Consider the following 26,085-nt stretch of genomic DNA (forward strand, 5'->3'; position numbering starts at 1 on the left):
GTATAATCCGCGTCTTTCGCCTGCTGCCCGCTGCCGCCTCAGGCGCGGCCGACACTGGCCATTGTCCAGTCACCTATCCCCCGCCGCCACCATGCCTCTCGCCAAAAGTTTCGAACCCGCCGACATCGAACGCCGTTGGTATCCCGCCTGGGAAGCCGCCGGCCACTTCCAGGCCGGCCTCGACACCACCAAGACCGACGCCTTCTGCATCCTGCTGCCGCCGCCGAACGTCACCGGCACGCTGCACATGGGCCACGGTTTCAACCAGGCGATCATGGACGCGCTGACGCGCTACCACCGCATGCGCGGCGACAACACGCTGTGGCAGCCGGGAACCGACCACGCCGGCATCGCCACGCAGATCGTCGTCGAACGCCAGCTTGACGCGCAGGGCGTTTCGCGCCACGACCTCGGCCGCGACAAGTTCGTCGAGAAAGTCTGGGAGTGGAAGGAATACTCGGGCGGCGCCATCACGCGGCAGATGCGCCGGCTCGGCACCTCGCCCGACTGGTCGCGCGAGCGTTTCACGATGGACGCCGGCCTGTCGAAAATCGTCACCGAGACCTTCGTCCGCCTCTACAACGAGGGTCTGATCTACCGCGGCAAGCGGCTGGTGAACTGGGATCCGGTGCTGCACACCGCTGTCTCTGACCTGGAAGTGGTGAGCGAGGAGGAAGACGGCTTCCTCTGGCACATCCGTTACCCGCTCGCCGACGGCAGCGGCTCGCTGACGGTGGCGACGACGCGCCCGGAGACGATGCTCGGCGACACCGCGGTGATGGTGCATCCGGAAGACCCGCGCTACCGTGCGCTGATCGGCAAGACGGTGAAGCTGCCGCTCACCGGGCGCGAAATCCCGATCATCGCCGACGCCTACGTCGACATGGAATTCGGCACCGGCTGCGTCAAGGTGACACCGGCGCACGACTTCAACGACTACGCGGTCGGACTGCGCCACCAGTTGCCGACGATCTGCATCCTGACGCTCGACGCCAGGATCAACGACAACGCGCCCGAGAAGTATCGCGGCCTCGACCGCTTCGACGCGCGCCGCGCGGTGGTCGCCGACCTCGAGGCGATCGGCGTGCTCGAGAAGACCGACAAGCACAAGCTCAAGGTGCCGCGCGGCGACCGTACCGGCGTCGTCATCGAGCCGATGCTCACCGACCAGTGGTTCGTCGCCATGAGCAAACCGGGCGCTGATGGCAAGTCAATCACCGAGAAGGCGCTCGACGTCGTCGCCTCGGGCGAGATCCGCTTCGTCCCGGAAAACTGGGTAAATACCTACAACCAGTGGCTGAACAACATCCAGGACTGGTGCATCTCGCGCCAGCTGTGGTGGGGCCACCAGATTCCGGCCTGGCACGGCGAGGACGGTTCGGTCTTCGTCGCGCACGACGCCCCCGAGGCGCAGGCGCTCGCTGCCAAGGCCGGCTACACCGGCGCGCTGACGCGCGACCCGGACGTGCTCGACACCTGGTATTCGTCGGCACTGTGGCCGTTCTCGACGCTCGACTGGACGCCGGAGTGGCCGGAAAAGTCGAACCCGGCGCTCGACCTCTACCTGCCGTCGTCGGTACTGGTCACCGGCTTCGACATCATCTTCTTCTGGGTGGCGCGCATGGTCATGATGACCAAGCACATCACCGGCAAAATCCCCTTCCGCGACGTCTACGTGCACGGCCTGATCCGCGACGCCGAAGGCCAGAAGATGAGCAAGTCGAAGGGTAACGTGCTCGACCCGATCGACCTGATCGACGGCATCGGTGTCGAGGATCTGGTGAAGAAGCGCACCACCGGCCTGATGAACCCGAAGCAGGCGGCGCAGATCGAGCAGCGCACACGCAAGGAATTCCCGCAGGGCATCCCGGCCTTCGGCGTCGACGCGCTGCGCTTCACCTTCCTCTCGCTCGCCAGCCCCGGCCGCGACATCAAGTTCGACCTGGCGCGCTGCGAGGGTTACCGCAACTTCTGCAACAAGCTGTGGAACGCGACGCGCTTCGCGCTGATGCACTGCGAAGGACAGGACCTCGGCTTCACCACTGACGCGCCGTTCACGCTGAGCGCCGCCGACCGCTGGATCGAGAGCCGCCTGCAACGCTGTGCCGCTGCCGTCGAACGCCATTACGCCGACTACCGTTTCGACCTGCTCGCCCGCGAAATCTACGAATTCGTCTGGGACGAGTTCTGCGACTGGTACGTCGAACTGGCCAAGGTGTCGATCCAGAGCGGCGACGAGGCCGCCGCCCGTGGCGCCCGCCGTACGCTGATCGGCATTCTCGAAGCGACGCTGCGTCTGGCGCATCCGCTGATCCCGTTCATTACCGAAGAACTGTGGCAGACGGTGGCGCCGATCGCCGCCGGCAAGCCGCTTGCCGAAAACGCCTCGGTGATGCTCGCGCCCTTCCCGCGCGCCGACGTCGGGCGGATCGATGCCGCTGCGGAAGCCGACATCGCCGAACTGAAGGCGCTGGTCTACGCCTGCCGCAATCTGCGTGGCGAAATGAACATCTCGCCGGCGCAGAAGACACCGTTGATCGCCAGCGGCAACGCGGCGCGCCTCGCCGCTTTCGCGCCGTGGATGCAGGCGCTCGGCAAGCTCTCCGAAATCAGCATCGTCGACACGCTGCCGGAAGACGCGGCCGCCCCCGTCGCCGTTGCCGGCGAAACGCGGCTGATGCTCAAGGTGGAAATCGACGTCGCCGCCGAGCGCGAACGCCTGCAAAAGGAAATCAGCCGCCTCGAAGGCGAGATCGTCAAGGCCGGCAACAAGCTCGCCGACGAACGCTTCATCTCGCGCGCGCCAGCCAAGGTCGTCGATCAGGAACGCCAACGGCTCGCCGACTTTTCGGCGACGCTCGACAAGCTGCGGCCACAACTGGCCAAGCTGGCTGGGTAAAGGACGAGCAATTCCGCGCGAGCAGTTTTCGCCGGCGAAGGCCGGCTGACGCTGGCCTTCGCCGTTTACCGCCCGATACTTACCGGCAGCTGGCCGCGCAGGGAATTGCCGAGAAAGATGCGCGGCGCGGCGAGAAGGTCTGGCAGCGTCAGAAGCGACTCGACGGCACGACCGCTGGCCAGCAATTCGGCGCGCAGAACGCCGGGCAACAGGCCACAACGGGCCGGCGGTGTCAGCAGGACGCCGCCGCGTTCGACGAAGACATTGCTGCGCGCGCCCTCGCAGACCTCGCCGCGGCGATTGAGAAATAGCGCATCGAACACTTCCGGGCGTCCGGCCAAGGCCGCCAGCGCCCGCTCGTAGCGCGCACGCGCGCTGGTCTTGTGGCGCAGCAGATAGTTGTCGGGATCGAGCCGTTCGTCAGCCACTACGGCGAGCAAGTCCACCGCTGGCGGCAACGGCAGCGGTGCGTGGCTCAGTGCGAAGCGGCCGTCGTGCCGGAGCGTCAGACGCACCCGCCAGACCGACGCCAAAGTCAGTTGCGGATCGGCGGCGAGTGCTAGCAGCGCCGCCTCGATCGCCGGCAGATCGCAGGTGAAGCCAAGCGCGCGAGCGGAGCACTGCAGACGTTCGAGATGGCGCCCGAGCAGCGGATAGACCAGGCTCGTCGAGGCAGCACAGCGCGGCAAACCCGGCGCCGAAGCCGCGGGCTGCTGCAGGCGCAAGGTTTCGATCAGTTCGAAACCGGGATCAAAGCCCGTCAGGAACTCGGCCTTGAGCAGGCATTCCGCGTACTCGCGCGCCGGATCGGCGTCGATGACGATGCCACTGCCGACACCAAGGCGCGCACGCCGGCCGGGCCAAACAGCATCACCGCCCGCAGAAGCAATTTCTGCCCCCTCATTCGCCGCAGCGACGCCGGCTGGCGCAGCGCCGTCCCTGGCCGCGCACTGACTTGCCGTGTCAGCCGGCAGGCTCAGCGTGCGGATCGCCACGTTGAAGCGGCAGTCGCCATCCGGCGCCAGCCAGCCGAAAGCGCCGGTGTACAGCCCGCGCGGCTGCGTCTCGAGCTCGTCGATGAGCTGCTGCGCGCGCAATTTCGGCGCGCCGGTGATCGAGCCACAGGGGAAAAGTGCAGCAAAAATGTCGCCGAGACTCGCGTCTGGCAGGTCGGCAGAGACGGTCGAAACCATCTGCCACAAGCTCGGGTAGGCCTCGGCGACGCACAACGCGTCGACGCGAACGGCACCGGGCGCGGCCAGCCGGCCGAGGTCGTTGCGCAGCAGGTCGACGATCATCACGTTCTCGGCGCGTTCCTTCGCCGAGTTGAGCAAGGCTTCACGGCAGGCGAGATCCTCGGCGACGCTGGCACCGCGCGCCGCCGTTCCCTTCATCGGTCGTGTAATGACCCGCGCGCCCGCGCGCGCGAAGAAAAGTTCGGGAGAGAACGAGAGGACCGATCCGCCGCCAACGACGAGAAAGCCGCCATAACGCACCGGCTGGCGGCGGCGCAAAGCGGCGTAGAGCGCCAGCGGATCGCCGTAGAGCGTGCAGTCAATGGGAAAGGTGAAGTTGATCTGGTAGCAGTCGCCGGTGCGGATCCAGTTGCGGATGCGCTCGACCGCCGGTGCGTATTCGCCAGCAGAAAGCCCCGGTCGCAGTTCGGCGACGCCGGCGACACGCGACTCGTCGTCGAGCGCAGCAAGCTTGCAGGCGAGCAGATTGTCGACGCCAGCGGCGTCCAGTCGCTCGGCACGGGAAAAACGAAAAGCGCGCAGCAAGGCCCGGCCGGCCGGCGGGTGAGGAAGTTTGGGCTGGAGTCGATGGCCGAACTCGTAGTCGACACGCAGTGCCAGCCAGCCCTCCCCGGCGGCCGCCTCGACGGCGGTGAATAGCGCGCGCGGATCGTCCGTAGAAGAAAAGACGAGTTCGCCGACGTAGCCGGAAAGCAGCAGCGCACCGCCGGCATCGTCGTCAAACAGTGCGAAATCGTCACCGGGCCAGGCGCCGCCAGCCGCGCAAGACATCGAATTTTCGGGCACGCGAATCAGCAAGGCCCGCCCGGCGGGCTACTTGCGCTGAAACAGGAAGACGAAGACGCCGTTTTCCTCTTCGCTAGCGAGCAGCGCATTCCCGGTCTGCCGGGCGAAAGCCTCGAAATCGCGTACCGCACCGGTATCGGTGGCCAGCACACGCAAGAGCTTCCCCGAGTCCATCTCAGCCAGCGCTTTCTTGGTGCGCAGGATCGGCAGCGGGCATTTGAGGGAGGTGACGTCAAGTTCGCGGTCGAAATCCATATCCGGCAATTTCCTGTATCAATTGTTCTGCTGCGCCAGCACGCCAGCGCGCTGGGCCGCGGTCTAGTTGCGGCGCTTGGCCTCTTCGGCCTGCTGTCGGCGCAGTTCGCGCAGGCGGGCATCAACCACCGACAGCTCGAAGAAATCACCGTCGCCGGCACGTTGCGCGATCTGCAATTGCTCGACGGCCTGACCAAGCTCACCCTGCAAGGCGTAGAACTCAGCCAAGGCCCGATGCTGCTGCAGACGCCTGCCCAGCGCCGCCCAGGTTTTCGCCTGCAGTTGATAGAGCTTGAAATCGGACGGATAGAGCTGCAACTGGGCATCGAGGAAACGCATCGCCAGATCGTATTGCTGGTTGGCGAACAGCGCTTCGCCGTAAGCGTACAGGAGCGAGCGCGCCTGCGGGAAGCGCAACTGCGCGTCGCGGTAGATGACGAGCGCACCGGGCGCATCGCCGGCGGCGCTGCGAATTTCGCCAGCCAACCCGGCGAGCAGCGGCGAGGCGGACTTCTGCGTCTTGGCCAGCGCATTAAGCTGCGCCATTTCGCGCTGCGCACCGGCAAGGTCGCGGTTACGCAGCAGCGCACGCGTCAAGCCATAGCGCGCCGCCAGTTCCGAAGCGTATTTTTTTTCGGCCAGTTGCGACTCGAAGTCGGTCACCGCTTCGCGTGGTGTTCCCTGCTGCGCGCGCAGCTTGGCACGCACCAGTGAAAAATCGAGGCTATCAACGACCTGCCGGTAAGGCGCGTTCTGCGCACGGTTCTGCATGTCGGAAATGCGCTCGACCGTAAGCGGGTGCGAGCGCAAATACACCGGCGCATTGCTGTCATAGACGCGCCCAGCCTTCTGCAAGCGCTCGAAGAAATCACCCATGCCATGCACATCAAAGCCGGCTTTTTCCAGCGCGAGATAACCGAAACGGTCAGCCTCGCGCTCAAAATCCCGCGTGTAAGCCAGTTGCGCCTGGATGGAACCGGCCTGCGCCGAGGCGATCGCGGCGCCAGCCACCTGCGAGTTGGAGCGGGCTGCCAGAATGCCGATTGCCATGGTGATCATGCTGGCAATCGAGTTCTGCTTTTGCTTGGCGATCTGGCGCGCGAGGTGGCTCTGCGTGACGTGCGATATTTCGTGCGCAAGCACGCCGGCCAGTTCGGATTCGGTCTGCGCGGTGAGCAGCGTTCCGGTATTGACGCCAATAAAGCCGCCGAACATGGCAAAGGCGTTGACCGCGCTGTCGTTGATCGCGAAAAAGAGGAAATCGCCCGTCGGATTGGCACTCGCAGCGACCAGTCGGCCGCCGAGGCGATTGAGATAGTCACTGATCTCGGCGTCGTCGACATAGGTCGGCTCGTACAGCCGGATGTCGTTCATGATGCTTTCGCCGATACGCCGTTCGATCTGCGGCGAAAGATCAACACGCGCCGACTCGCCGAGGTCGGGCAATTCGTCGGCAGCCTGCGCCGGCCACAAGACACCCATTCCCAGAAAGGCCGCCAGCAGCAGCGGAACCGCCGGGAGCGGCAAGGCCGGCAAGCGCAGGAAAGGTCTTGGATTCATCGTGGCATGATACCGGAGTCGATCGCAGCGCATGAACTGGTGCCGGGCAACGTGTGTTTCCAATCGTTTCCGTCGATTGCGCGGGAGTCTGCCGGGCGCTCCGGCACAGCGAACCGGGACAAAGCGCAGGCGAAAAAAAACCCGCTTTGCAGCGGGTTTCTTTGCGAACCTGAAAAGATCAGGCGCGCTGAATGTTCGAAGCTTGCTTGCCCTTGGGGCCTTGCGTCACGTCGAAGGAAACCTTCTCGCCCTCTTTGAGGGTCTTGAATCCGGGCATGGTGATCGCGGAGAAGTGCGCGAACAGATCTTCGCTGCCATCATCCGGCGTAATGAAACCAAAACCCTTAGCGTCGTTGAACCACTTAACAGTACCAGTTGCCATATTGCGACTTCCTTGAAAAGAGACTAAATCCGGGCCTTGCCCGACTTGCATGTTTTGGCTTTAACGACGGCCTGCGTGGCGTCCGGAAAGCGAAACCCGGAGAACCGTTCCAAACCAGAACATGCGAACCTTTTTACGCTACTTCCGGCGAATGCGTCAAGCATTTTCGAAATATTTCAGCTTTTCCCGGCCGGCGCGACTCTCGCCGCCGTTTCCCAGCGAGGCGGGGCGAGGTTGCGGATTCGGGAAGAGCCGTTAGAATTGACCCATGACAAAACAGCATCAGCATGGTTCGCTGCTTGAAGCAGAACGTACGCGAGTTGCACCGCCACCGATGTATCGGGTGCTGCTGCTCAACGACGATTTCACGCCGATGGAATTCGTGATTCTCGTTCTGATGAAATTTTTCTCGATGGATCGAGAACAAGCGACGCGAATCATGCTCAAAGTCCATAACGAAGGACGTGGCCTGTGCGGCATCTACCCGAAGGATGTTGCCGCAACCAAGGTTGAACAGGTCTGCACTTTCGCTCGCGACCACCAGCATCCGCTGGCGTGCGTCATGGAGGAGAACTGAATGATTGCGCAGGAACTTGAAGTCAGCTTGCACATGGCTTTTGTCGAGGCGAGGCAGAAGCGCCACGAGTTCATCACGGTCGAGCACCTGTTGCTCGCGCTGCTCGACAATCCGTCGGCAGCGGAAGCCCTGCGCGCCTGCGGTGCAAGCATCGAGCAACTGCGCAAGGACCTGAGCCAGTTCATCGGCGAGCACACGCCGACGGTCGCCGGTGAAGGCGAGATCGACACGCAGCCGACGCTCGGCTTCCAGCGCGTCATCCAGCGCGCGATCCTGCATGTGCAGTCTTCAGGCAAAAAGGCCGTCAATGGTGCCAACGTGCTCGTCGCCATTTTTGGCGAGAAGGATTCGCACGCCGTCTATTACCTGCAGAAGCAGGGCGTCACGCGTCTCGACGTGGTGAATTTCATCGCTCATGGCATCAGCAAGGTGCAGCCGACGACGACGCGCCAGGAGCGTGAAACCGAAGCCGAAGGCGAACCCGAAGGCACTTCCGGTCCTCTTGAGAGCTATACGATCGACCTCAATGCGCTGGCCCAGCAGGGACGCATTGACCCGCTGATCGGCCGCGACAAGGAACTTGAGCGCGTCATCCAGACGCTGTGCCGGCGGCGCAAGAACAACCCTCTGCTGGTCGGCGAGGCCGGCGTCGGCAAAACCGCCATCGCCGAAGGACTGGCGCGGCGCATCGTCGAGGGCGACATTCCGGAAATCCTCGCCAAGGCGCGCGTCTTCGCGCTCGACATGGGCTCCTTGCTCGCCGGCACCAAGTATCGCGGTGATTTCGAGCAGCGCCTGAAGGGCGTGATCAAGCAGCTCTCCGAAAACCCCAATTCGATCCTGTTCATCGACGAGATCCATACGCTGATCGGTGCCGGTTCGGCGTCCGGCGGCACGCTCGACGCTTCGAACCTGCTCAAGCCAGCGCTCTCGTCGGGCCAGCTGAAGTGCATCGGCGCAACCACCTACAACGAGTACCGTGGCGTCTTCGAGAAGGATCATGCGCTGTCGCGTCGCTTCCAGAAGATCGACGTCAACGAACCGTCGATCGCCGAGACCGTCGAAATCCTCAAGGGGCTGAAGACGCGTTTCGAATCGCACCACAGCATCAAATACTCGGCGGCAGCGCTGACTTCGGCGGTCGAACTGTCGGCGCGCTTCATCAGTGACCGGCATCTGCCCGACAAGGCGATCGACGTCATCGACGAAGCCGGTGCCGCGCAGCGCATCCTGCCGAAGTCGAAGCAGAAGAAGCTGATCGGCAAGCAGGACATCGAGGAGATCGTCGCCCGCATCGCGCGCATTCCGTCGACGCACATTTCGTCGGACGACCGCAGTTCGCTGAAGAACCTCGACCGCGACCTGAAGGCCGTCGTCTTCGGGCAGGATGCGGCGATCGACGCGCTGGCCAAGGCGATCAAGATGGCGCGCTCCGGCCTCGGCAATCCGGGCAAACCGATCGGCAGCTTCCTCTTCTCCGGCCCCACCGGCGTCGGCAAGACCGAGGTCGCGCGTCAGCTCGCCTACAGTCTCGGCAACGAACTGATCCGCTTCGACATGTCCGAGTACATGGAGCGCCACGCCGTATCCAGGCTGATCGGCGCGCCGCCGGGATACGTCGGCTTCGATCAGGGCGGCCTGCTCACCGAGGCGGTAACCAAGAAGCCTTACGCCGTGCTGCTGCTCGACGAAATCGAGAAGGCGCATCCGGACATCTACAACATCCTGCTGCAGGTGATGGATCACGGCACGCTGACCGACAACAACGGGCGCAAGGCTGACTTCCGCAACGTGATCATCATCATGACCACCAACGCCGGTCAGGAAGCGATCCAGAAGGCGACGATGGGCTTCACGAGCAACAAGCAGGCCGGTGACGAGATGATCGACATCAAGCGCCTGTTCTCGCCGGAGTTCCGCAACCGCCTCGACGCGACCATCTCTTTCCGTCCGCTCGATCACGACATCATCCTGCGCGTGGTCGACAAGTTCCTCATGCAGCTTGAAGAACAGCTGCACGAGAAGAAGGTCGAGGCCGTGTTCACCGAGGAGCTCAAGGATTTCCTGGCGAAGAAGGGTTTCGACCCGCTGATGGGCGCGCGGCCGATGTCGCGGCTGATCCAGGACTCGATCCGCTCGGCGCTGGCCGACGAATTGCTGTTCGGTCGGCTCGCCAACGGCGGCCAGGTCACCGTCGATGTCGACGCCGAGGGCAAGGTTCATCTGGTCTTCGCCGAAGAAGCCGAAGCGGTGGTCTGATCAGCGGATGAGCTACCAGACCGCCGACCTGCTCGACGCTCACGAAGCACGTCTCGCCGACGGCAGCCTGCGCGTTGCCACGCCGCTGCTACAGCGTTTCGGTGGCCGGGAGTCGTTTGCCGGCCGGATCAGCACGCTGCGCAGCTTCGAGGACAACTCGAAGGTGCGTGAAGCGCTCGCCGAACCCGGTACGGGTCGCGTGCTGGTGGTCGATGGCGCAGCCTCCTTACGTTGTGCGCTGCTCGGCGACCAGCTGGCCGAACTGGCACAGCGCAACGGCTGGGAAGGCATCGTCATCAACGGCTGCATCCGCGATTCGGCGGTGATCGCCACGATCGACATCGGTGTGCGCGCGCTCGCCACGCATCCGCTGAAAAGCGTCAAGCGCGGACTCGGCGAACGAGAGGTGCCGCTGGCCTTCGCCGGCATCGCCTTTCTCCCCGGCGAATGGCTGTGCGCCGACGCAGACGGCATCATCGTCTGTCGCGACGCACTGGCCTGAGCCCATCGCGCTCACATCCATCATCTCACCACGACCGCCGCGCGCAGCGAAGCCGGCTCGGCGGGCATGGCTTTCCTGCCAGCTGGCGACCAGGCTGACCGCCGGCGCTGTGCGTCACCCAGAAACGACGCACGTCTCCTGCACGCCCGCGCGCAGCGTTGAGCCCACTGACGCCAGCACCCCTTTGCCGGCAAGCCCACGGAAAATACGATGAAAACGCCTGCCAGACTTGAACCGTTGCTCGTCGACGGACTGATCGACAAGGTTGTCCGCCAGTTGATGAGCGGCAAGGAGGCGATGGTTTTCGTCGTCGAGTGCGGCGACGAGATGCGTTGCGCCAAGGTGTACAAGGAAGCCAACAAGCGCAGTTTCCGTCAGGCGGTCGATTACACCGAAGGACGCAAGGTCAAGAACAGCCGGCAGGCGCGCGCCATGGAAAAACGCTCGCGCTACGGTCGCCAGGAACAGGAGGCGGCGTGGCAACACGCCGAGGTCGACGCGCTTTACCGCCTCGCGGCAGCGGGCGTTCGCGTGCCGACGCCGTACAACTTCCACGAAGGCGTCTTGCTGATGGAACTGGTAGCCGACGCCGACGGCGAACCGGCGCCGCGCCTCAACGACGTTGTCCTCGGCGCCGAGCAGGCGCGTGAGTTCCACGCCGCCCTCATTCGCCAGGTGGTACTCATGCTCTGTGCCGGTATCGTCCATGGCGACCTGTCCGAGTACAACGTACTCGTCGACAGCGACGGGCCGGTGATCATCGACCTGCCGCAGGCCATCGACGCGGCGGCCAACAACAACGCCAGCCGGATGCTCGCGCGCGACGTTGCCAATCTCGCCACCTATTTCGGCCAGTTCGCGCCCGAACTGCTCGCGACCGATTACGGCAGCGAAATCTGGGCACTCTACGAAGCAGGCAAGCTCAAAGCGGACAGTCAGCTCTCTGGCGTCTTCCGCCGCGACGAGAAACCTGCTGACCTCGACGAGGTGCTGCTGGTGATCAACGCCGCCAGCGAAGAAGAAGAGGCCCGGCAAGCACGCCTGGCGGCGGCAGCGCTGCCGCTCGCTTAGGCGAAGCCCGCCCGCCGGCACCGATCAACCACCTGTTTTGAAAGATTCACCATGACCATCTCAATGTACGAAGCCAGCGCCCCGCGTTTCGTCAACCTGCTCAGAAACCTGAGCGCAATTCTGGCCAAGGCGGAAGCCCACGCCGACGCCAGAAAGATCGCGCCAGAGGTACTGCTGTCGGCGCGACTCTTCCCCGACATGTTTCCGCTGAGCAGGCAGGTACAGATTGCCTGCGATCACGCCAAAGGTGCCGTCGGGCGACTGGCCGGGATCGAAGTGCCAAGCTTCACCGACACGGAGCAGAGCTTTGCTGAACTGCAGGAGCGCATCGCGCGCACCATCGCCTTTGTCGAGTCGGTCGACGCCGCGCGAGTCAATGACTCGGAAACGCGCGACATCGCGCTGAGCATCGGCGGCCAACAGATGCAGTTTCAGGGAATGCAGTACCTGCTCGGCTTCGCCCTGCCCAACTTCCATTTCCATCTGGTCACGGCCTACAACATTCTGCGCCATAACGGCGTGGACATTGGCAAGCGCGACTTCATCGGCACGCCCTAGCGCTGACGGCCCGCCCGGGCCAACGCGCATTGCAGCGGCATAAACAGCCGACCCTGCGTGGCGCGGGCCGTTCCCGAAGCGCCGAAGCGCTCGCTTGAGCCTGTATAATCAGCGCTTTTCCCGCGCGGCGGCAAATCCCGTCGACCCGATACCGGATCGGTCCATCGCGCAAGTCCGATGCGACGCCCCACAAGGGACCGTCGTCGGCGCAGCCCTCAGACCAGACACCCGCGGTCTGAACCCGGTCGAAAGCCTCGACAGCCGAGGCAGCCGCGCGCACGGCGGCGTCGACCGCAAGAACCCAATTGGCAGCCCCGCTCGGTCAACTTGTCATCGTCTATCGGAGATTTCATGCGTTTCATGCCCAAATCCATCGCGCTGATCAGCGCCCTTGCCTGCGCCGGAGTGGCGCAAGCAGCCGACATCAAGATCGGCATTGCCGAAGCGCTCACCGGCGGTGCAGCCCAGTACGGCGTCGCCATCCGCAACGGCTTCCAGCTCGCCGCCGATGAAATCAACGCCAAGGGCGGCATCAACGGCAACAAGATTGCGCTGGTGATCGAAGACGAACAGGCGAAGAAGGAAGAAGGCATCAACGTCTTCAAGAAGCTGATTTTCCAGGACAAGGTGCTGATGATCTTCGGCCCGACGCTGTCCAACTCGTTCTTCGCCGCCGGACCGGTGGCCAATGCCGCCAAGACCGTCGTCTTCGGCACCTCGGTCACCGCCAACGGCATCACCGACATCGGCCCCTACACCTTCCGCAATTCGGTGATGGAATCCGATGTGCTGCCGATCACCGTCGCCACCGCGACCAAGCACTACAAGCTGCAGAAGGTCGCCGTGATCTACGGCAACGACGACGCCTTCACCAAGAGCGGCTACGACGTCTTCAAGAAGGTGCTCGAAGAACAGAAGCTGCCGGTGACGACGACCGAAACCTACGTAAAGGGCGACGTCGACTTCAAGGCGCAGCTGACCAAGATCAAGGGTTCGAACCCGGACGCCATCGTCTGCTCGTGTCTCGCCGAAGAAGCCGCCAACATCATGCTGCAGGCGCGCGGCCTCGGCATCAAGGCGCCGTTCATCGGCGGCAACGGCTTCAACTCGCCGAAGCTGTTCGAAATCTCAAAGCTCGCCGGTGAAGGTACCTTCGTCGGCAGCCCTTGGTCGAACACCAACCCGGCGCCGGCCAACAAGGCCTTCGTTGCCGCCTACCAGCAGAAGTTCGGCAGCGAGCCGAACCAGTTCGCGGCGCAAGGCTATGACGCGCTACACATCGCTGCTGCGGCGCTGAAGGACGTGAAGCTCTCCGGCGACATCGCTGCCGACCGCGAAGCGCTGAAGAACGCGCTGCCCAAGGCGACGATCAACGGCGCCACCGGCCCATTCAAGTTCCGCCCGGCGCAAACCAAGACCGGCAAGCCCGGCGGCTGGGACGCCGACCAGAAGCCGTTCATCTACATCGTCAAGGGCGGCAAGTTCACGCTCTACGACAGCAAATAGTTTCCGCTGCACCCTCCAATGCGGGGCCGATGAAAGTCTGCCCCGCATTGCTTTTGCTTCAGCCGATGGAATGCTCCAATGCTTGAACAGCAACTTCTCAATGCCCTGACCCTCGGCAGCGTTTATGCGCTGTTCGCGCTCGGCTTCACGCTGGTGTTCGGCGTGCTTGCCGTGATCAATCTGTCGCACGGGGCGATCTTCATGGTCGGCAGCTACGCCGCGTTATGGCTGGTCAGCCATCTCGATGCACCGCTGTGGCTGGCGATGCTCGGCGCCATGCTGCTCAGCGGCACGCTCGGCCTGCTCGTTGACGTGCTCATCCTCAAGCCTTTGCGCGCGCGCAACGCACCGCATCTGACGCCGATGATCGCCACCATCGGCGTCGGCATCATGCTCACCAGCGCGGCGCAGGGAATGTTCGGCGCCGAGGTGCTGCGCTTCCCCGAAGAGACGCTGCCGGCGGGCGAGTTCATCGTCGGCGGCGTGCATGTGCGCGCGCTGGAGATCGCCATCGTCGCCATCGCCTTCATACTGATGGCAGTGCTGTTCACTGCGCTCAAGCGTACGCAACTCGGCCGCGCGCTGCGCGCCATCGCCGAATCGCCGAAGGCCGCGTCCTTGCTCGGCATTAACGTCGAAGGGCTGTTTCACGTCACCTCCTTTGTCGCCGCCGCGCTCGGCGGCATCGCCGGCGTGCTCATCGGACTCGACTTCAACGCGATCACGCCGCAGATGGGCCAGCCGATGCTGCACAAGGGGCTGGCGGTGATCATCCTCGGCGGCATGGGCGACATCCGCGGCGCGCTGATCGGCGGGCTGTTCCTCGGCTTCGCTGAGGTGATCAGCAAGGCCTACCTGTCGAGCCAGATGGGCGACGCCGTCGCCTTCGGCCTGCTTTTCCTGATTCTGCTGGTGCGGCCATCCGGGTTGTTCGGCCGAGTGCTGGAAAGGAAAGCATGATGGAATGGTTCAACGATTTCTGGTCGACCTACAGCACGCTGGTGTTTTCGGTCGGCGTGCATGCGCTGCTGGCGCTGTCGATCTGGCTGACGCTCTCGTGCGGCCTGCTCTCGCTGGCCAACGCCGCGTTCATGGGCATCGGCGCTTACGTCTCGGCGCTACTGACCTTGCAGCTTGGCTGGTCGTTCCCGCTGGTGTTGCTCACCGGCGGTATCGCGCCGGCAGTCGTCGCGCTACTCATCGGCGCGCCGGTGCTGCGTCTTTCCGGCGTCTATCTGGCAATGGCAACGCTGGCTTTCGGCGAGGTTGTGCGCATCACTGTCCTCAACCTCGAGATCACCGGCGGCCCGGAAGGTCTCAACGGCATTCCGCTGGAGACCGAGGGCTGGCACATCGCCGCGCTGCTGGCGCTGACCATCTATGGTCTGGCGCGGCTGCGCCGCTCGAAGGTCGGCCGCGCCTTCGAGGCGATCAAGGAAGACGAAGTGGCGGCACGCCTGATGGGCATCAACGTCGATCGCTACAAGCTGCTTGCCTTCACGCTCGGCAGTTTCATCGCCGGCGTCGCCGGTGCGCTCAACGCGCACTTCACCTTCTTCATCAGCCCGCGCGAGTACGGCTTCGAGGCCGCGGTGGACATCCTCACCATGGCCGTCCTCGGCGGCATCTCCAGCCTGATCGGGCCGCTGCTCGGTTCCTCGATCATCACGCTGCTGCCCGAACTGCTGCGTTCGCTGCACGACTACCGTTCCTTCGTGAACGGCGCCGTGCTCGTGCTGGTGGTGCTGTTCCTGCCCAAGGGGCTGTGGGATCCGCGCCGCTTCCGCAAATGGTTCGGCAAGGCCAAGGGAGCTGAGGCATGAATACCCCGCAAACGCTGCTGTCGATCCGCAACGTCGGCAAGCACTTCGGCGGCCTGCATGTGCTGCAGGACGTCAGTTTCGAAGTTCCCGCCGGCGGCATCTACGGACTGATCGGCCCGAACGGCGCCGGCAAGACGACCGTCTTCAACCTCGTTACCGGCCTGCTCGCGCCGAGCAGCGGCACGATCGAATTCCAGGGAGAGAGCCTGGTCGGCCTGCCGCCGCACCAGATCACGCATCGCGGCATCGCGCGCACTTTCCAGAACATCCGCATCTTCAAGGAGATGAGCCTGCTCGAGAACGTGATGATCGGCATGCATGAGCACCTGAAATACGGCGCCGGCGGCATCTTCTTCAACAGCAGCGCCTGTCGCGCCGCCGAGAAGCGCGCGCGCGAACGCGCTTTCGAGCTGCTCTCGTGGCTCGGCCTCGAACACAAGGCCGCCATGCTCGCCGACAACCTCTCCTACGGCGACCAGCGCAAGCTCGAGTTTGCGCGCGCACTGGCCACTGAACCGAAGCTCCTGCTGCTCGACGAACCCGTTGCCGGCATGAACCCGTCGGAAAAGACGCTGCTGATGGAAGAGATCATCAACATCCGCAACCGCGGCTACGGCGTCTTCATGATCGAGCACGACATGCGTTTCGTCATGGGGCTGTGCGACCGCATCGCCGTGCTCAACTTCGGCCGCATCATCGCCGAAGGCTCGCCCGACGAGGTGCGCAACAATCAGGAAGTGATCGAGGCCTACCTCGGTCGCGAGGAGGAAGCGGCATGAGCGTCCTGCTCCGCGTACACGACCTCGCGGTCAGCTACGGCCACATCGAGGCCGTCAAGGGAATCAATTTTCACCTCAACTCGGGCGAGATCACCGCGCTGGTCGGCGCCAACGGCGCCGGCAAGAGCACCACGCTGCTCGCGCTATCGGGACTGCTGCGCGCCACGCGCGGGACGATCGAGTTCGACGGTCAGGACATCTCGCGCCTGCCGGCACACCAGATCGTCCGCCACGGTGTGGTGCAGGTGGCCGAAGGGCGCGCCATCCTGACCACGCTGACGGTGGCCGAAAACCTCGCGCTCGGCGCCTACACGCGCGACGACAAGGCGGCGATCGCCGCCACGCTCGCCGAGGTGTACGAAATCTTCCCGCGCCTCAAGGACCGCGCCGGCCAGTTCGCCGGCAACCTCTCCGGCGGTGAGCAGCAGATGCTGGCGATCGGCCGCGCGCTGATGGCGAAGCCCAAGCTGCTGCTGCTCGACGAACCGTCGATGGGGCTGGCGCCGCTGATGGTGCAGGAAATATTCCGCACGCTGGTCGAGATCAACCGCAAGGGTCTGACCATCCTGCTCGTCGAACAGAACGTGCGCCAGGCGCTGAAAATCGCCCGCCACGGCTACGTCATCGAAACCGGCAAGATCGTCCTCGCCGATTCGGGCGCCAACCTGCTCGCCAACCCCGAAGTCGAAGCCGCCTACCTCGGCGGCTGAGGCGGCGCTGGCGTTGCCGTACACTTCTGCGATCCGCACAACCCCTGGCAACGCGGCAAGGCAAGAACGCCAACGGCCTGCTGCGCCGGTATCTTCCGAAGGGAACTGATCTGAGAGTGTTCAGCCAGGACGATCTCGACAGCATCGCCGACCGCCTGAAGCACCGGCCGCGCGCGACTGATGCCGTCCACTCGCCACCCGAAGTCTTCGCCCGGATGCCGGCTTTGGTGCATCAACCTGCATCCCGGTCCACTGATTCATCGCTGTTGCGCTTGGGATTTGAAACCGCCCATTGCGGCGTCAGCATCGGGCTGCATTTCTGATCGACCGGGAATCGCTCAATCGCCGCTGTTTCGGTGCTTATGCGTCATGATCGGTGCGAGCCGCACGATGCATGCGGCGATTTCTTCCGGCGACAGGATGAAATCGATGCAGCCGCTGTTGATTGCGCTTTCCGGCATGTCGGGCTGCTTGGCCGTATCAAGCCGCTGCGCGATCGTGATGCCGCCGACCGCCTTGATCCCGCACAGCGCTGGGGCACCGTCGCCGTCGTAGCCGGAGACGATGACGGCGATCAGTTTGCCATCCCAGCAGTCAGCCAATGAGCGCAGAAAAACAGTAATGACATCTGGCCAGCCGCGCGGCTTGGAGATTGGCAGCAGATGGAAGACCCCGTCTTTGACGTGCAAATCCCGATCAGAGGGAATGATGAATACGCGATTCGGTGTGATCGAAAGCTTTTCCGTGATCAGTTCGACCGGCATCTCGCTAAAGCGAGGAAGCACTTCATGGAGCAGCGTCGGCACGCTCGTGATGTGATTGACGATGACGATGGCCACCCCCATGTCACCGGGAAGGTTCTGCAATAGCCGAATGTAAGCATCCAGACCGCCCGCCGAGCCGCCGACGCAGACAATGGGAAAGTCTTTCACCGCGATCATCGCCGACGCGCTGCGACGCCGCCGATCAAGTTTCGGCGACAAATTCGGACGCCGCCTTGTCGCGACCTCTAAGCGAGTCGGCGATGATTTTCTTCGCCAGTTCCGATTCGGCGTGGTCGCGCGGTCGGGCAATCAGGACGACATTGCCGGCCTTGATCGCGTCCATCACGAGTTCGGAGAATTTCCCCTCCTTGCGCGTCGTGCCGGCCTCCGGTGTGCTGGCCGAACCGGTGACGGCGCCGACGACGCCACCGATGCTGGCAAACCAGCCCAGCAAGGCAAGCGGAGCCACCACCGGGCTGGCGATGAAGAGGGCAGCCCCGGAGGCCCATAACACCGCAGTACCGATCACTCCGACGCCGGTGCCGATCGCGGTACCGATGGCGCCGTCCACCAGCACCTCCTTGAGTACTTCGTCGCTACTGTCCTCGATCACCGCAAGTGGCTGCTCGTGCGCACTATCGACGGTACAGAAGTCAATGCCGCCGTCGCTCAGGCGTTGGCAAACTGTCTCGGCTTCGTTGCGCGTCGGATAGATTGCCGACACCTTGTGCCGTCCCGGTTTGCTCGCTGGCACCTCAGTCGCTGCCGCCGGGGGCTGTTCGGCAAGTTCGCGGCGAGGCGGAAATTTTTCGGCGCTTGCCGCTTTGCCTGCGCCATGAGCGGACGAATTGTCACTCTTGAGCTTGGCTTCGCCCGGAACTGCGCTGTCGATTGATGTATTTTTCATGATGACGAAAACCTTTCACTGAATCCACTGGTGGGCAGGCGTCCTTTTGGTACGACGGCGCCAATGCTCGCGTACCCTCGCCTGAGCCGTTATCCGCCGTCTGTACGCTTCTGCACATACACTTGCCGCCGCCAAGATGGCGCAGCGCGGCTCAATGTTCCGACGTGCTGATGCGCCAGACGACGTTGCCGACATCGTCAGCGACGAGCAGCGCGCCGCGCTTGTCGATCACGACGCCGACCGGGCGGCCGTAAGCGCTTCCCTCTTCGCTCAGGAAGCCGGTCAGCACATCAACCGGCATCCCGGACGGTCGTCCACCTGCAAAGGGAACAAAGATGACCTTGTAGCCGCTGTGTGGCCGCCGGTTCCACGAGCCGTGCTGGCCGACGAACATGCCGTCGGCAAATGCCGCAGGCAGGGTCGTTCCACGCGAAGACGCGAGTCCGAGCGACGCCGTGTGCGGACCGAGCGCGTAGTCCGGCGAGATGGCGATGGCGACGAGGTCCGGTCGCGGTGGCTGCACCCGTTCATCGACGTGCTGACCGTAGTAGCTGTAAGGCCAGCCGTAGAAGCCGCCGTCGCGCACCGACGTCAGGTAGTCGGGAACGAGATCGCTGCCGATTTCGTCGCGCTCGTTGGCGACCGTCCAGAGCACACCGCTGGCGGGTTCCCATGCCAGCCCATTGGGATTGCGCAGGCCGGAGGCGAAGATGCGGTGTGCGCCGCTGGCGATATCGACTTCCCAGATGGCGGCGCGCCCGGCTTCGGCCGCCATGCCGCGCTCGCCGACATTGCTGTTGGAACCGACCGTCACGTAGAGCTTCTTCCCGTCAGCACTGGCGATGAGGTTCTTGGTCCAGTGGTGATTGATCGGGCCAGCGGGAAGATCGACCAGCTTCTCGCCCGGCGCGGCGATGCGCGTATCACCCGCGTGGTAGGGAAAGCGCAGCACGGCATCGCTGTTGGCGATGAACAGCACATCGCCGACGAGCGCCATGCCGAAGGGCGAATGCAGTCCTTCGAGCAGCACCGAACTGAACTCCGCCACGCCATCACCGTCGCTGTCGCGCAGCAAGGTGATGCGGTTAGCGCTGGCAACGCCGGCTCCCGCCCGGCCCATCACCAGCCCCATCACCCAGCCCTTGATTCCTTTGCCGTCATCAGGCGTCGCTGGCGCGTTGGTCTCGGCGACGAGTACGTCGCCATTGGGCAAAACATACAGCCAGCGCGGATGGTCGAGGCCGCGAGCGAAGGCGGTGACGCGGGTTCCTGGAGCGGCCTGCGGCAAAACGCCAACAGGCCAACCCGTGGCGGGGGCAATGTTGACCGTCGGCAGCAAGCCCGGCGCCGGTGTCGGCAGCACCGGCTGCGGGCCGATGCCTGCCGACACCGGCAGCGTGGCCACCTCGCCGCATGCCGACAGGACCAGTAGTACCCCCCCGATCGAACAAGCTTTCAACAGCAACGAGGAAAACCCGGGTACCGCCCGATCACCCATGAGCGATCCCGGAACAGCAACTCTGCGCGCTCGTGCCGGCATCACCGTCCGCGTCGAACGCTTGCGGCGGAGCCCGGCAAACAGCACCACCAAGGACAGCATCAGTATCAGCAGGCAATTCTCCATCATGTACATCCCCGAGTAGATCAAGGCCAGTCGATCCGCAACACCTGCGCAAAATCCGCCGGCAGTGCTTCGTCATTGGATATTCAAGGGGCAGACCAAGCGAGTCCGTGCGATGGAGCACAAACAGCGATCTGCTGACGTCCAGGACTACCCACCACTTGCTGGGCAGTCGGAAGGAAGAGGCGACCTGCGGCCACATCGAATACTCGGCCGGCGTCGGTGACGGCAGCTGCGCCAGGATCCCGACGCTGGCTATTGCCATCGACTACGGGGAGCTCGCCCGCAGCGCGCTGGCGCGACGCACTCGTCCTGCTTGGAAACGACACACTGCAGCATCGCGATTGCGCTCACGTTTTCTCGAACGAACTGGCGCAATCCGCCTGATGACGGCTGTGCGCGACATTGGCTGTCAGGAGTTTTTCCCGGCACCAAGCTGTGCACCGAGTTTCGGGCGCGAGACTGCCGGCTTCATTTGTGTGTTTGCGTACAGACGCTTCCGGGGGCTCTGAATAGCGTGGAAATCGAGCCGTACAAATCTCCCAAGGAGAACAACTTGCGCGAATATCATCACATGTGGCGAGCTCTCTACCCTCCGCGGAGGAGCCTGAAACGCCGTGCCCATAGTCGCCGACCGCGGCTTGCCGCGCGAACGCTCCCTCTTGCGCCATGCCGACTCGACACCGACTACCTTTGGGCCAAAGCCGGCAGCAATATGTTTCCAAGCACGGCGCTCGTGGACGGCGCCTGCCGCAGCGCGCTATGCGACTCCGAAGGCACTTTCGGCGGGGTTCCATCGTGATCGATATCCGCAAGGGCCAGGCGCCAGCGAAGCTTGAGCGCAGCGAATTCAGCGTCCGCTTCCGTGCTTCCTTCCATGATCCGGCATTCCGCGCCGAAGATCAGTCGATTGCACGCCTAGAAGAGATCGCGTGGCAGGCCTACGCGGAGGGCCGCAAGGCGCCCTTTACACAGAAGGCCGGCACAAGTTACGTTGATCCGGATTACGATTTGTCGACCGACTGGATTGCCACCCGCGAGCGCCTCGACGAAGCACAACTGCGCTGGGCCGACCCCACGACACCTTCGCGGGTGTTGCTGATCTGCGGGTCAGCGCGCAATGACGGTACGTGTCCGGGCGAGATATCGAAGACGTTCAGGCTGCTGGGACTTGCTCGCGAAATTCTGGAGCAGTCGCAGATCGAGGCCGATGTACTCGACCTGAGCCTGCTCACCTCCGATTACGGTCGGCAGATTCATCCCTGCAAGGGCTGCGTATCGACCGCGATGCCGCTGTGCCACTGGCCGTGCAGCTGCTATCCGAACCACGCGCTGAACCAGGTCCACGACTGGATGGCCGACATCTACGAGCGGTGGACCGCCGCCCATGCGGTGATCATCGTCTCGCCGGTGTATTGGTATCAGAGCCCCAGCCCCTTGAAGCTGATGATTGACCGCCTGGTTTGCGCCGACGGTGGCAACCCGGATCCGACCTCGACCTCGGGCAAGAAGGCCGGCAAGGCAAAAGCACTGGAGATGGCCGGCTGGACCTACCCGCAACACCTGGCGGGACGCGCCTATGGCCTGGTCGTGCATGGCGACGTGACGGGGGTCGAAGAATCGCGCCGCGCGCTGTCGGACTGGCTCGACTGGATGGGCTTCATCGACGCCGGCGTCGCGGCACGGCTTGACCGCTATATCGGCTACTACGAGCCGTATGCGACCAGTCATGAGGCGCTCGACCGGAATCAGGCGATGCAGGAAGAAACGCGCAATGTCGCGCGAGCCGTGGCGAAAGCGGTGATCGAGTTGCGTGCCGGCCGACTGCAGGCCGTGCAGCCGAATCTGGCGCGGCCGCGACCCAAGTGAACGGCACTCCCGCATCTGGCGCGTTTTGCTGGCAGGAGAAATCCCATGCCGCTGAAGAGAAGTTCGAGCCCGTCGGTGGTCGGCATAGACGGCCGCGTCATGACGCTTCTGTCCTGGACGCGGCAAATGAATAGCGCAGAAACAGATGACTGCTGCCGCGCCGCACGTCGCGCAAGCTTCCCCAAGGCCCCTCACCCGGCGCAAACGCCCTCCCCATGACGAGGCTGAGCCGCCGGTCATTCGCCTCGCGCCCGGCAATCTGCGGCGCGAGCGTCAGGAACAGCTCGTCAATAAGCCGCTGCGCGTAAAAATCACCAAGCAGGCGTGGCCCTCCCTCGACCAGGATCATCTTGCCGGAGCTCACGCGAAGCACCTCGTCAAGAATGGCCTGGGCCGGAATCGTCGCCGATTCGCCAGCAATCGCGCGGATTGCCAGCGAATCGGGCACAGCATGCTTGCGCAAGCGCTGCGCACCCGCGCTCGTCGTCACGATCAGCGCCGGCACCTTGCCGGACGCGAACACGGGGAGACGCAGATCGAGTTCGCCGCTGCCGCTGACGACAACATTGAGCGGCGCGTCATCCTTGCCCAAGGTTTCCCTCAGCCGCCGATAGTCATCCGCAAGCTCGGGGAAAATGGCTTCGGCCGTCCATACGTGCTCGCGATCGGCGCCCAAGGTGCCGGAACCGATGACCACCACGTCGGCAATGGCGCGCAACAGACCCATCACCATGCGGTCCTGGGCGTTCCAGCCACTGATGTCGCCGCCACTGGCGTGTCCCTTCACGTTGAGCGAGACGACGCCGTCCAGCGTGCTCACAAAATTGCTGAAGACGTGCGGATGAGTGAGTGTCCGTGGCATGCGCAGGCTGCCGTACAGGCGAGCCAGTCTGGGCGGCAGCGGCAACAGCTTGCCTCGCTTCATTGCAAAAAGCGTTGCCAGCGGCCGGATCGGCATGGGAGCGGGTTGCGGCATTGCTTAAGAGAGGTTCCGGCGCAAACGAATTCAGCCGCCCTTATCCTGCCGCAGCGTCGCCAGAAGCGTGATTTCCGGGACCGCAGCAAGTGCCTGCGACAAGGGACAATTGAGCTTCGCCGCAGTGGCGATCTCCTGGAACTTCGCCTCGTCGATGCCGGGTACCGTCGCCTGCATGGCGAGAGCGATGCGGTCGATGACAAAGCCGTCACCCTGTCGGGACAGGCGCACGCTGGCCTGCGTGTCGATAGCGCTGGTTGCCAGGCCGGCCTTGTCACAGGCAAAGGAAAACGCCATCGTGAAACACGCTGCATGCGCTGCGCCGAGAAGCTCTTCGGGATTGCTTCCTCGCCGATCGTCCTCGAAGCGGCTTGCAAAACCATAGGGATACTCCTTCAGCGCTCCTGTTTCCGTGCTGATCTTTCCCTGGCCCTGCTTGCCGTGGCCTTGCCAATGCACGCTGGCTGTCTTGTCGTTCATGGTGTCGCTCCTGTTTCCATGGGGGTTGAGAGAACAACGAATTCCGCCGCAGCACTTCGGTGACGGCATGCCAGAAATCGCCATGCAACCCAGACCGGTCAGCGTCGGAAAGCAGAAAGCTATTGTCACCATTCCGGCACGTTGCTCCGTACGGTAGCGCGCAGAAGCTTTCAGCCAATGCGCAAAGCGTCGCGGGTATCGGCCGTTGCGGGCAAAGACGCATGCAAACGAAGTCGCCAGCCCAGCGCTGCAGACCGGCAGGAGCAAGCGCCTGCGTTGTGGCCGCTGAATCTTTGGCGACACGGTGCGGCCGTCAGTTCGCTAAGGTACCGAGCGGAAACAGCGGGCACAGCAAAGGCCGGAACACCTATCGCAAGCCGTGAGGGCTGAGGCTGCACCGGATTTAGTACCGGTCTAAGCTGGAGATTTCCGGCAGGCCCGACCCGGGCATCGTTCTGGCGGGCGTCGATACGCTGGCTGATGGTGCGGCAGCCTTCATCGCGGCAGCAGGCAAGCATCGGCAACCGGCGCGCGAGACGGACCCGCCACAGATTTGAGGTCGGTCCTGATCATTGAGCGGCGGCGCTGAAGGCGTAGCTGACTGATCAGGGTCGGCGGCGGGTTTCGCACCCTGTTGGCAGGGTCTCGCCGCGGCGCTTATCGGGACATCGGTTTGGCATTTGCCGATCCCTCAAATCCCCGCCCGCAACTGCAACGCCCCACTGGATGCACTTGAACGGCGCGTGACGCACACATTGGCGCGATCCAGCAACGCCAGTTCGTCTTGCAGGGCGATCATCGACCATCAAAGGCGCCCGAGGTGCAAGCAATAGCCAAGGCGGGCTATAGGTCGGCTCAAAAGCGGCTCGCAGGCGTGCGGAAGAAGAACTATTTGTTGGATGCACGCCGGAGAAATACTTGTCGGCGCAGGGAAGAACTCCATTGTTTGTCAGCAGCGCCTGCCGCTTTTCGTTTCATCTCGATCAATGCCTTTTTGCAATCCGGGATGCCGATTGCAACAATATGATTATGATGCGAAAAATAATATCTTCTGTCTTATATAAGACTGTTGCTACGACACAGAAAGGCCCATATACTTTCCTCCATCGACGCCCAGCAACAACGGTCCGCGGCACGCCGCCAACCCGCCACCGGCGCGATCCAATCGACGTATTGGTCGTCTCCGACGGCCGCTAATTTCACGAGGATGAACATGAGCACCCGCGAACAAGAAATCGCCGCACTGGAAAAAGACTGGGCCGAGAACCCCCGCTGGAAGGGAATCAAGCGCGGCTATTCGGCGGCTGAAGTGGTCCGTCTGCGCGGTTCCTTCCCGATCGAATACACTATCGCGCGCCGCGGCGCCGAAAAGCTGTGGAATCTGGTCAACAACGAGCCGTACATCAACTGTCTCGGCGCGCTGACCGGTGGTCAGGCGATGCAGCAGGTGAAGGCCGGCGTCAAGGCGATCTACCTGTCCGGCTGGCAGGTTGCCGCCGACAACAACTCGTACGCGTCGATGTACCCCGACCAGTCGCTGTACCCGGTCGATTCCGTGCCGAAAGTTGTCGAGCGCATCAACAACTCGTTCCGCCGTGCCGACGAAATCCAGCACTCGAAGGGCATCTCGGCCGGTGACAAGGGCTACATCGACTACTTCGCTCCGATCGTCGCCGACGCGGAAGCCGGTTTCGGCGGCGTGCTCAACGCCTTCGAACTGATGAAGGCGATGATCCGCTCCGGGGCCGGTGGCGTGCACTTCGAAGACCAGCTTGCTTCGGTGAAGAAGTGCGGCCACATGGGCGGCAAGGTGCTGGTGCCGACGCAGGAAGCCGTACAGAAGCTGATCGCCGCGCGTTTCGCCGCCGACGTCTGCGGCGTGCCGACGCTGGTCATCGCACGTACCGACGCCGAAGCGGCCGACCTGCTGACCTCCGACTACGACGCCAACGACAAGCCCTTCGTCACCGGCGAGCGCACCGCCGAAGGCTTCTACAAGACGAAGAAGGGCCTCGACCAGGCGATCTCGCGCGCCGTCGCCTACGCCGAATACGCCGACCTCGTCTGGTGCGAAACCGGCACGCCGGATCTCGAATTCGCACGCAAGTTCGCTGAAGCCGTGCATGCCAAGCATCCGGGCAAGCTGCTCGCCTACAACTGCTCGCCGTCGTTCAACTGGAAGAAGAACCTCGACGACGCGACCATCGCCAAGTTCCAGCGCGAGCTCGGCGCGATGGGCTACAAGTACCAGTTCATCACTTTGGCCGGCATCCACTCCATGTGGTACAACATGTTCGACCTGGCGCAGGACTACGTCGCCCGCGGCATGTCGGCCTACGTCGAGAAGGTGCAGGAACCCGAGTTCGCGGCGCGTGACCGCGGCTACAGCTTCGTCTCGCACCAGCAGGAAGTCGGCACCGGCTACTTCGATGAAGTGACCACGGTCATCCAGGGCGGCACCTCGAGCGTCACCGCGCTGACCGGGTCGACCGAGGAAGAACAGTTCCACTAAGCCGACCCACGGCCTCCTGAGGAGCACAAGGCG

The 26,085-nt window shown here is 63.6% G+C and carries 23 protein-coding genes and 1 pseudogene; 15 read left to right on the forward strand and 9 right to left on the reverse strand.

Annotation, left to right across the window (positions count from 1 at the left end; genetic code table 11):
* The first annotated feature begins 91 nt into the window (after nt 1–91).
* Entirely contained in the window at nt 92–2,899 is a 2,808-nt protein-coding gene (locus GGD90_RS05705; protein ID WP_153115293.1) for a valine--tRNA ligase, read from the forward strand.
* Between the two features lie 65 nt (nt 2,900–2,964).
* Here the strand turns inward: GGD90_RS05705 and GGD90_RS05710 are convergent, their stop codons facing one another.
* The 4 genes from GGD90_RS05710 to GGD90_RS05725 all read right to left on the reverse strand — a co-directional run bounded on the left by GGD90_RS05710 (nt 2,965) and on the right by GGD90_RS05725 (nt 7,138).
* The gene (locus GGD90_RS05710; protein ID WP_153115294.1) at nt 2,965–4,926 is read right to left on the reverse strand and encodes a chorismate-binding protein; all 1,962 of its coding nucleotides are present in this window, start codon (nt 4,924–4,926) and stop codon (nt 2,965–2,967) included.
* Nucleotides 4,927–4,968: 42 nt separating this feature from the next.
* The gene (locus GGD90_RS05715) at nt 4,969–5,196 is read right to left on the reverse strand and encodes a sulfurtransferase TusA family protein (RefSeq protein WP_153115295.1); all 228 of its coding nucleotides are present in this window, start codon (nt 5,194–5,196) and stop codon (nt 4,969–4,971) included.
* Between the two features lie 63 nt (nt 5,197–5,259).
* Complete coding sequence (locus GGD90_RS05720) at nt 5,260–6,756, reverse strand: M48 family metalloprotease (RefSeq protein ID WP_153115296.1); 1,497 nt, start codon at nt 6,754–6,756, stop codon at nt 5,260–5,262.
* 178 nt (nt 6,757–6,934) lie between these two features.
* Complete coding sequence (locus GGD90_RS05725) at nt 6,935–7,138, reverse strand: cold-shock protein (protein ID WP_153115297.1); 204 nt, start codon at nt 7,136–7,138, stop codon at nt 6,935–6,937.
* Nucleotides 7,139–7,406: 268 nt separating this feature from the next.
* On the opposite strand from GGD90_RS05725, the gene clpS reads away from it, so the two are divergent.
* The 11 genes and pseudogenes from clpS to GGD90_RS05780 form a co-directional block, all read left to right on the forward strand.
* Complete coding sequence (gene clpS, locus GGD90_RS05730) at nt 7,407–7,715, forward strand: ATP-dependent Clp protease adapter ClpS (RefSeq protein ID WP_153115298.1); 309 nt, start codon at nt 7,407–7,409, stop codon at nt 7,713–7,715.
* Complete coding sequence (gene clpA, locus GGD90_RS05735; protein WP_153115299.1) at nt 7,716–9,974, forward strand: ATP-dependent Clp protease ATP-binding subunit ClpA; 2,259 nt, start codon at nt 7,716–7,718, stop codon at nt 9,972–9,974. It begins immediately after the preceding gene.
* A 7-nt stretch (nt 9,975–9,981) separates the two neighbouring features.
* Entirely contained in the window at nt 9,982–10,476 is a 495-nt protein-coding gene (gene rraA / locus GGD90_RS05740) for a ribonuclease E activity regulator RraA (RefSeq protein ID WP_153115300.1), read from the forward strand.
* Nucleotides 10,477–10,686: 210 nt separating this feature from the next.
* On the forward strand, nt 10,687–11,547 hold the full coding sequence (locus tag GGD90_RS05745; RefSeq protein WP_153115301.1) for a PA4780 family RIO1-like protein kinase: 861 nt from the start codon (nt 10,687–10,689) through the stop codon (nt 11,545–11,547).
* 51 nt (nt 11,548–11,598) lie between these two features.
* On the forward strand, nt 11,599–12,105 hold the full coding sequence (locus tag GGD90_RS05750; protein WP_153115302.1) for a DUF1993 domain-containing protein: 507 nt from the start codon (nt 11,599–11,601) through the stop codon (nt 12,103–12,105).
* 360 nt (nt 12,106–12,465) lie between these two features.
* Nucleotides 12,466–13,611, forward strand: a complete 1,146-nt coding sequence (locus GGD90_RS05755) for an ABC transporter substrate-binding protein (protein WP_233448518.1) — start codon at nt 12,466–12,468, stop codon at nt 13,609–13,611.
* Between the two features lie 78 nt (nt 13,612–13,689).
* Complete coding sequence (locus tag GGD90_RS05760; protein ID WP_153115304.1) at nt 13,690–14,571, forward strand: branched-chain amino acid ABC transporter permease; 882 nt, start codon at nt 13,690–13,692, stop codon at nt 14,569–14,571.
* Nucleotides 14,568–15,434 (forward strand): branched-chain amino acid ABC transporter permease, encoded by an 867-nt coding sequence (locus GGD90_RS05765; protein WP_228273632.1) that lies wholly within the window; start codon nt 14,568–14,570, stop codon nt 15,432–15,434. The genes GGD90_RS05760 and GGD90_RS05765 overlap by 4 nt, the downstream gene beginning before the upstream one ends.
* On the forward strand, nt 15,431–16,213 hold the full coding sequence (locus GGD90_RS05770; protein ID WP_153115305.1) for an ABC transporter ATP-binding protein: 783 nt from the start codon (nt 15,431–15,433) through the stop codon (nt 16,211–16,213). Before GGD90_RS05765 ends, GGD90_RS05770 begins: the two co-directional genes overlap by 4 nt.
* Nucleotides 16,210–16,923: an ABC transporter ATP-binding protein gene (locus GGD90_RS05775; RefSeq protein WP_153115306.1), complete on the forward strand. Its 714-nt coding sequence runs from the start codon at nt 16,210–16,212 to the stop codon at nt 16,921–16,923. The genes GGD90_RS05770 and GGD90_RS05775 overlap by 4 nt, the downstream gene beginning before the upstream one ends.
* A 9-nt stretch (nt 16,924–16,932) precedes the next feature.
* Nucleotides 16,933–17,246: pseudogene (locus GGD90_RS05780) on the forward strand (hypothetical protein); the annotation flags it as partial.
* Nucleotides 17,247–17,261: 15 nt separating this feature from the next.
* Here the strand turns inward: GGD90_RS05780 and GGD90_RS05785 are convergent.
* From GGD90_RS05785 to GGD90_RS05795, 3 genes are all read right to left on the reverse strand, one after another.
* The gene (locus tag GGD90_RS05785) at nt 17,262–17,906 is read right to left on the reverse strand and encodes a chemotaxis protein CheB (protein ID WP_228273633.1); all 645 of its coding nucleotides are present in this window, start codon (nt 17,904–17,906) and stop codon (nt 17,262–17,264) included.
* The gene (locus GGD90_RS05790; protein ID WP_153115307.1) at nt 17,890–18,594 is read right to left on the reverse strand and encodes a hypothetical protein; all 705 of its coding nucleotides are present in this window, start codon (nt 18,592–18,594) and stop codon (nt 17,890–17,892) included. Before GGD90_RS05790 ends, GGD90_RS05785 begins: the two co-directional genes overlap by 17 nt.
* Before the next feature lie 151 nt (nt 18,595–18,745).
* Nucleotides 18,746–19,999 carry a PQQ-dependent sugar dehydrogenase gene (locus tag GGD90_RS05795; RefSeq protein ID WP_228273634.1) on the reverse strand — a complete coding sequence of 418 codons (1,254 nt, stop codon included), beginning with the start codon at nt 19,997–19,999 and terminating at the stop codon, nt 18,746–18,748.
* 91 nt (nt 20,000–20,090) lie between these two features.
* On the opposite strand from GGD90_RS05795, the gene GGD90_RS05800 reads away from it, so the two are divergent.
* Nucleotides 20,091–20,237 carry a hypothetical protein gene (locus GGD90_RS05800; RefSeq protein WP_153115309.1) on the forward strand — a complete coding sequence of 49 codons (147 nt, stop codon included), beginning with the start codon at nt 20,091–20,093 and terminating at the stop codon, nt 20,235–20,237.
* A 776-nt stretch (nt 20,238–21,013) separates the two neighbouring features.
* The gene (locus GGD90_RS05805) at nt 21,014–22,084 is read left to right on the forward strand and encodes a flavodoxin family protein (RefSeq protein ID WP_228273635.1); all 1,071 of its coding nucleotides are present in this window, start codon (nt 21,014–21,016) and stop codon (nt 22,082–22,084) included.
* Between the two features lie 97 nt (nt 22,085–22,181).
* On the opposite strand, the gene GGD90_RS05810 is transcribed toward GGD90_RS05805, so the two are convergent.
* On the reverse strand, nt 22,182–23,042 hold the full coding sequence (locus GGD90_RS05810) for a dihydrofolate reductase family protein (RefSeq protein ID WP_184414971.1): 861 nt from the start codon (nt 23,040–23,042) through the stop codon (nt 22,182–22,184).
* A gap of 48 nt (nt 23,043–23,090) precedes the next feature.
* Nucleotides 23,091–23,672: an OsmC family protein gene (locus tag GGD90_RS05815; RefSeq protein WP_228273636.1), complete on the reverse strand. Its 582-nt coding sequence runs from the start codon at nt 23,670–23,672 to the stop codon at nt 23,091–23,093.
* A 1,081-nt stretch (nt 23,673–24,753) separates the two neighbouring features.
* On the opposite strand from GGD90_RS05815, the gene aceA reads away from it, so the two are divergent.
* Nucleotides 24,754–26,052, forward strand: a complete 1,299-nt coding sequence (gene aceA / locus GGD90_RS05820; protein WP_153115311.1) for an isocitrate lyase — start codon at nt 24,754–24,756, stop codon at nt 26,050–26,052.
* Nucleotides 26,053–26,085 lie beyond the last annotated feature (33 nt).

Origin of the sequence: Rhodocyclus tenuis (assembly GCF_014197755.1) — a bacterium.
GTDB lineage: Bacteria > Pseudomonadota > Gammaproteobacteria > Burkholderiales > Rhodocyclaceae > Rhodocyclus > Rhodocyclus tenuis.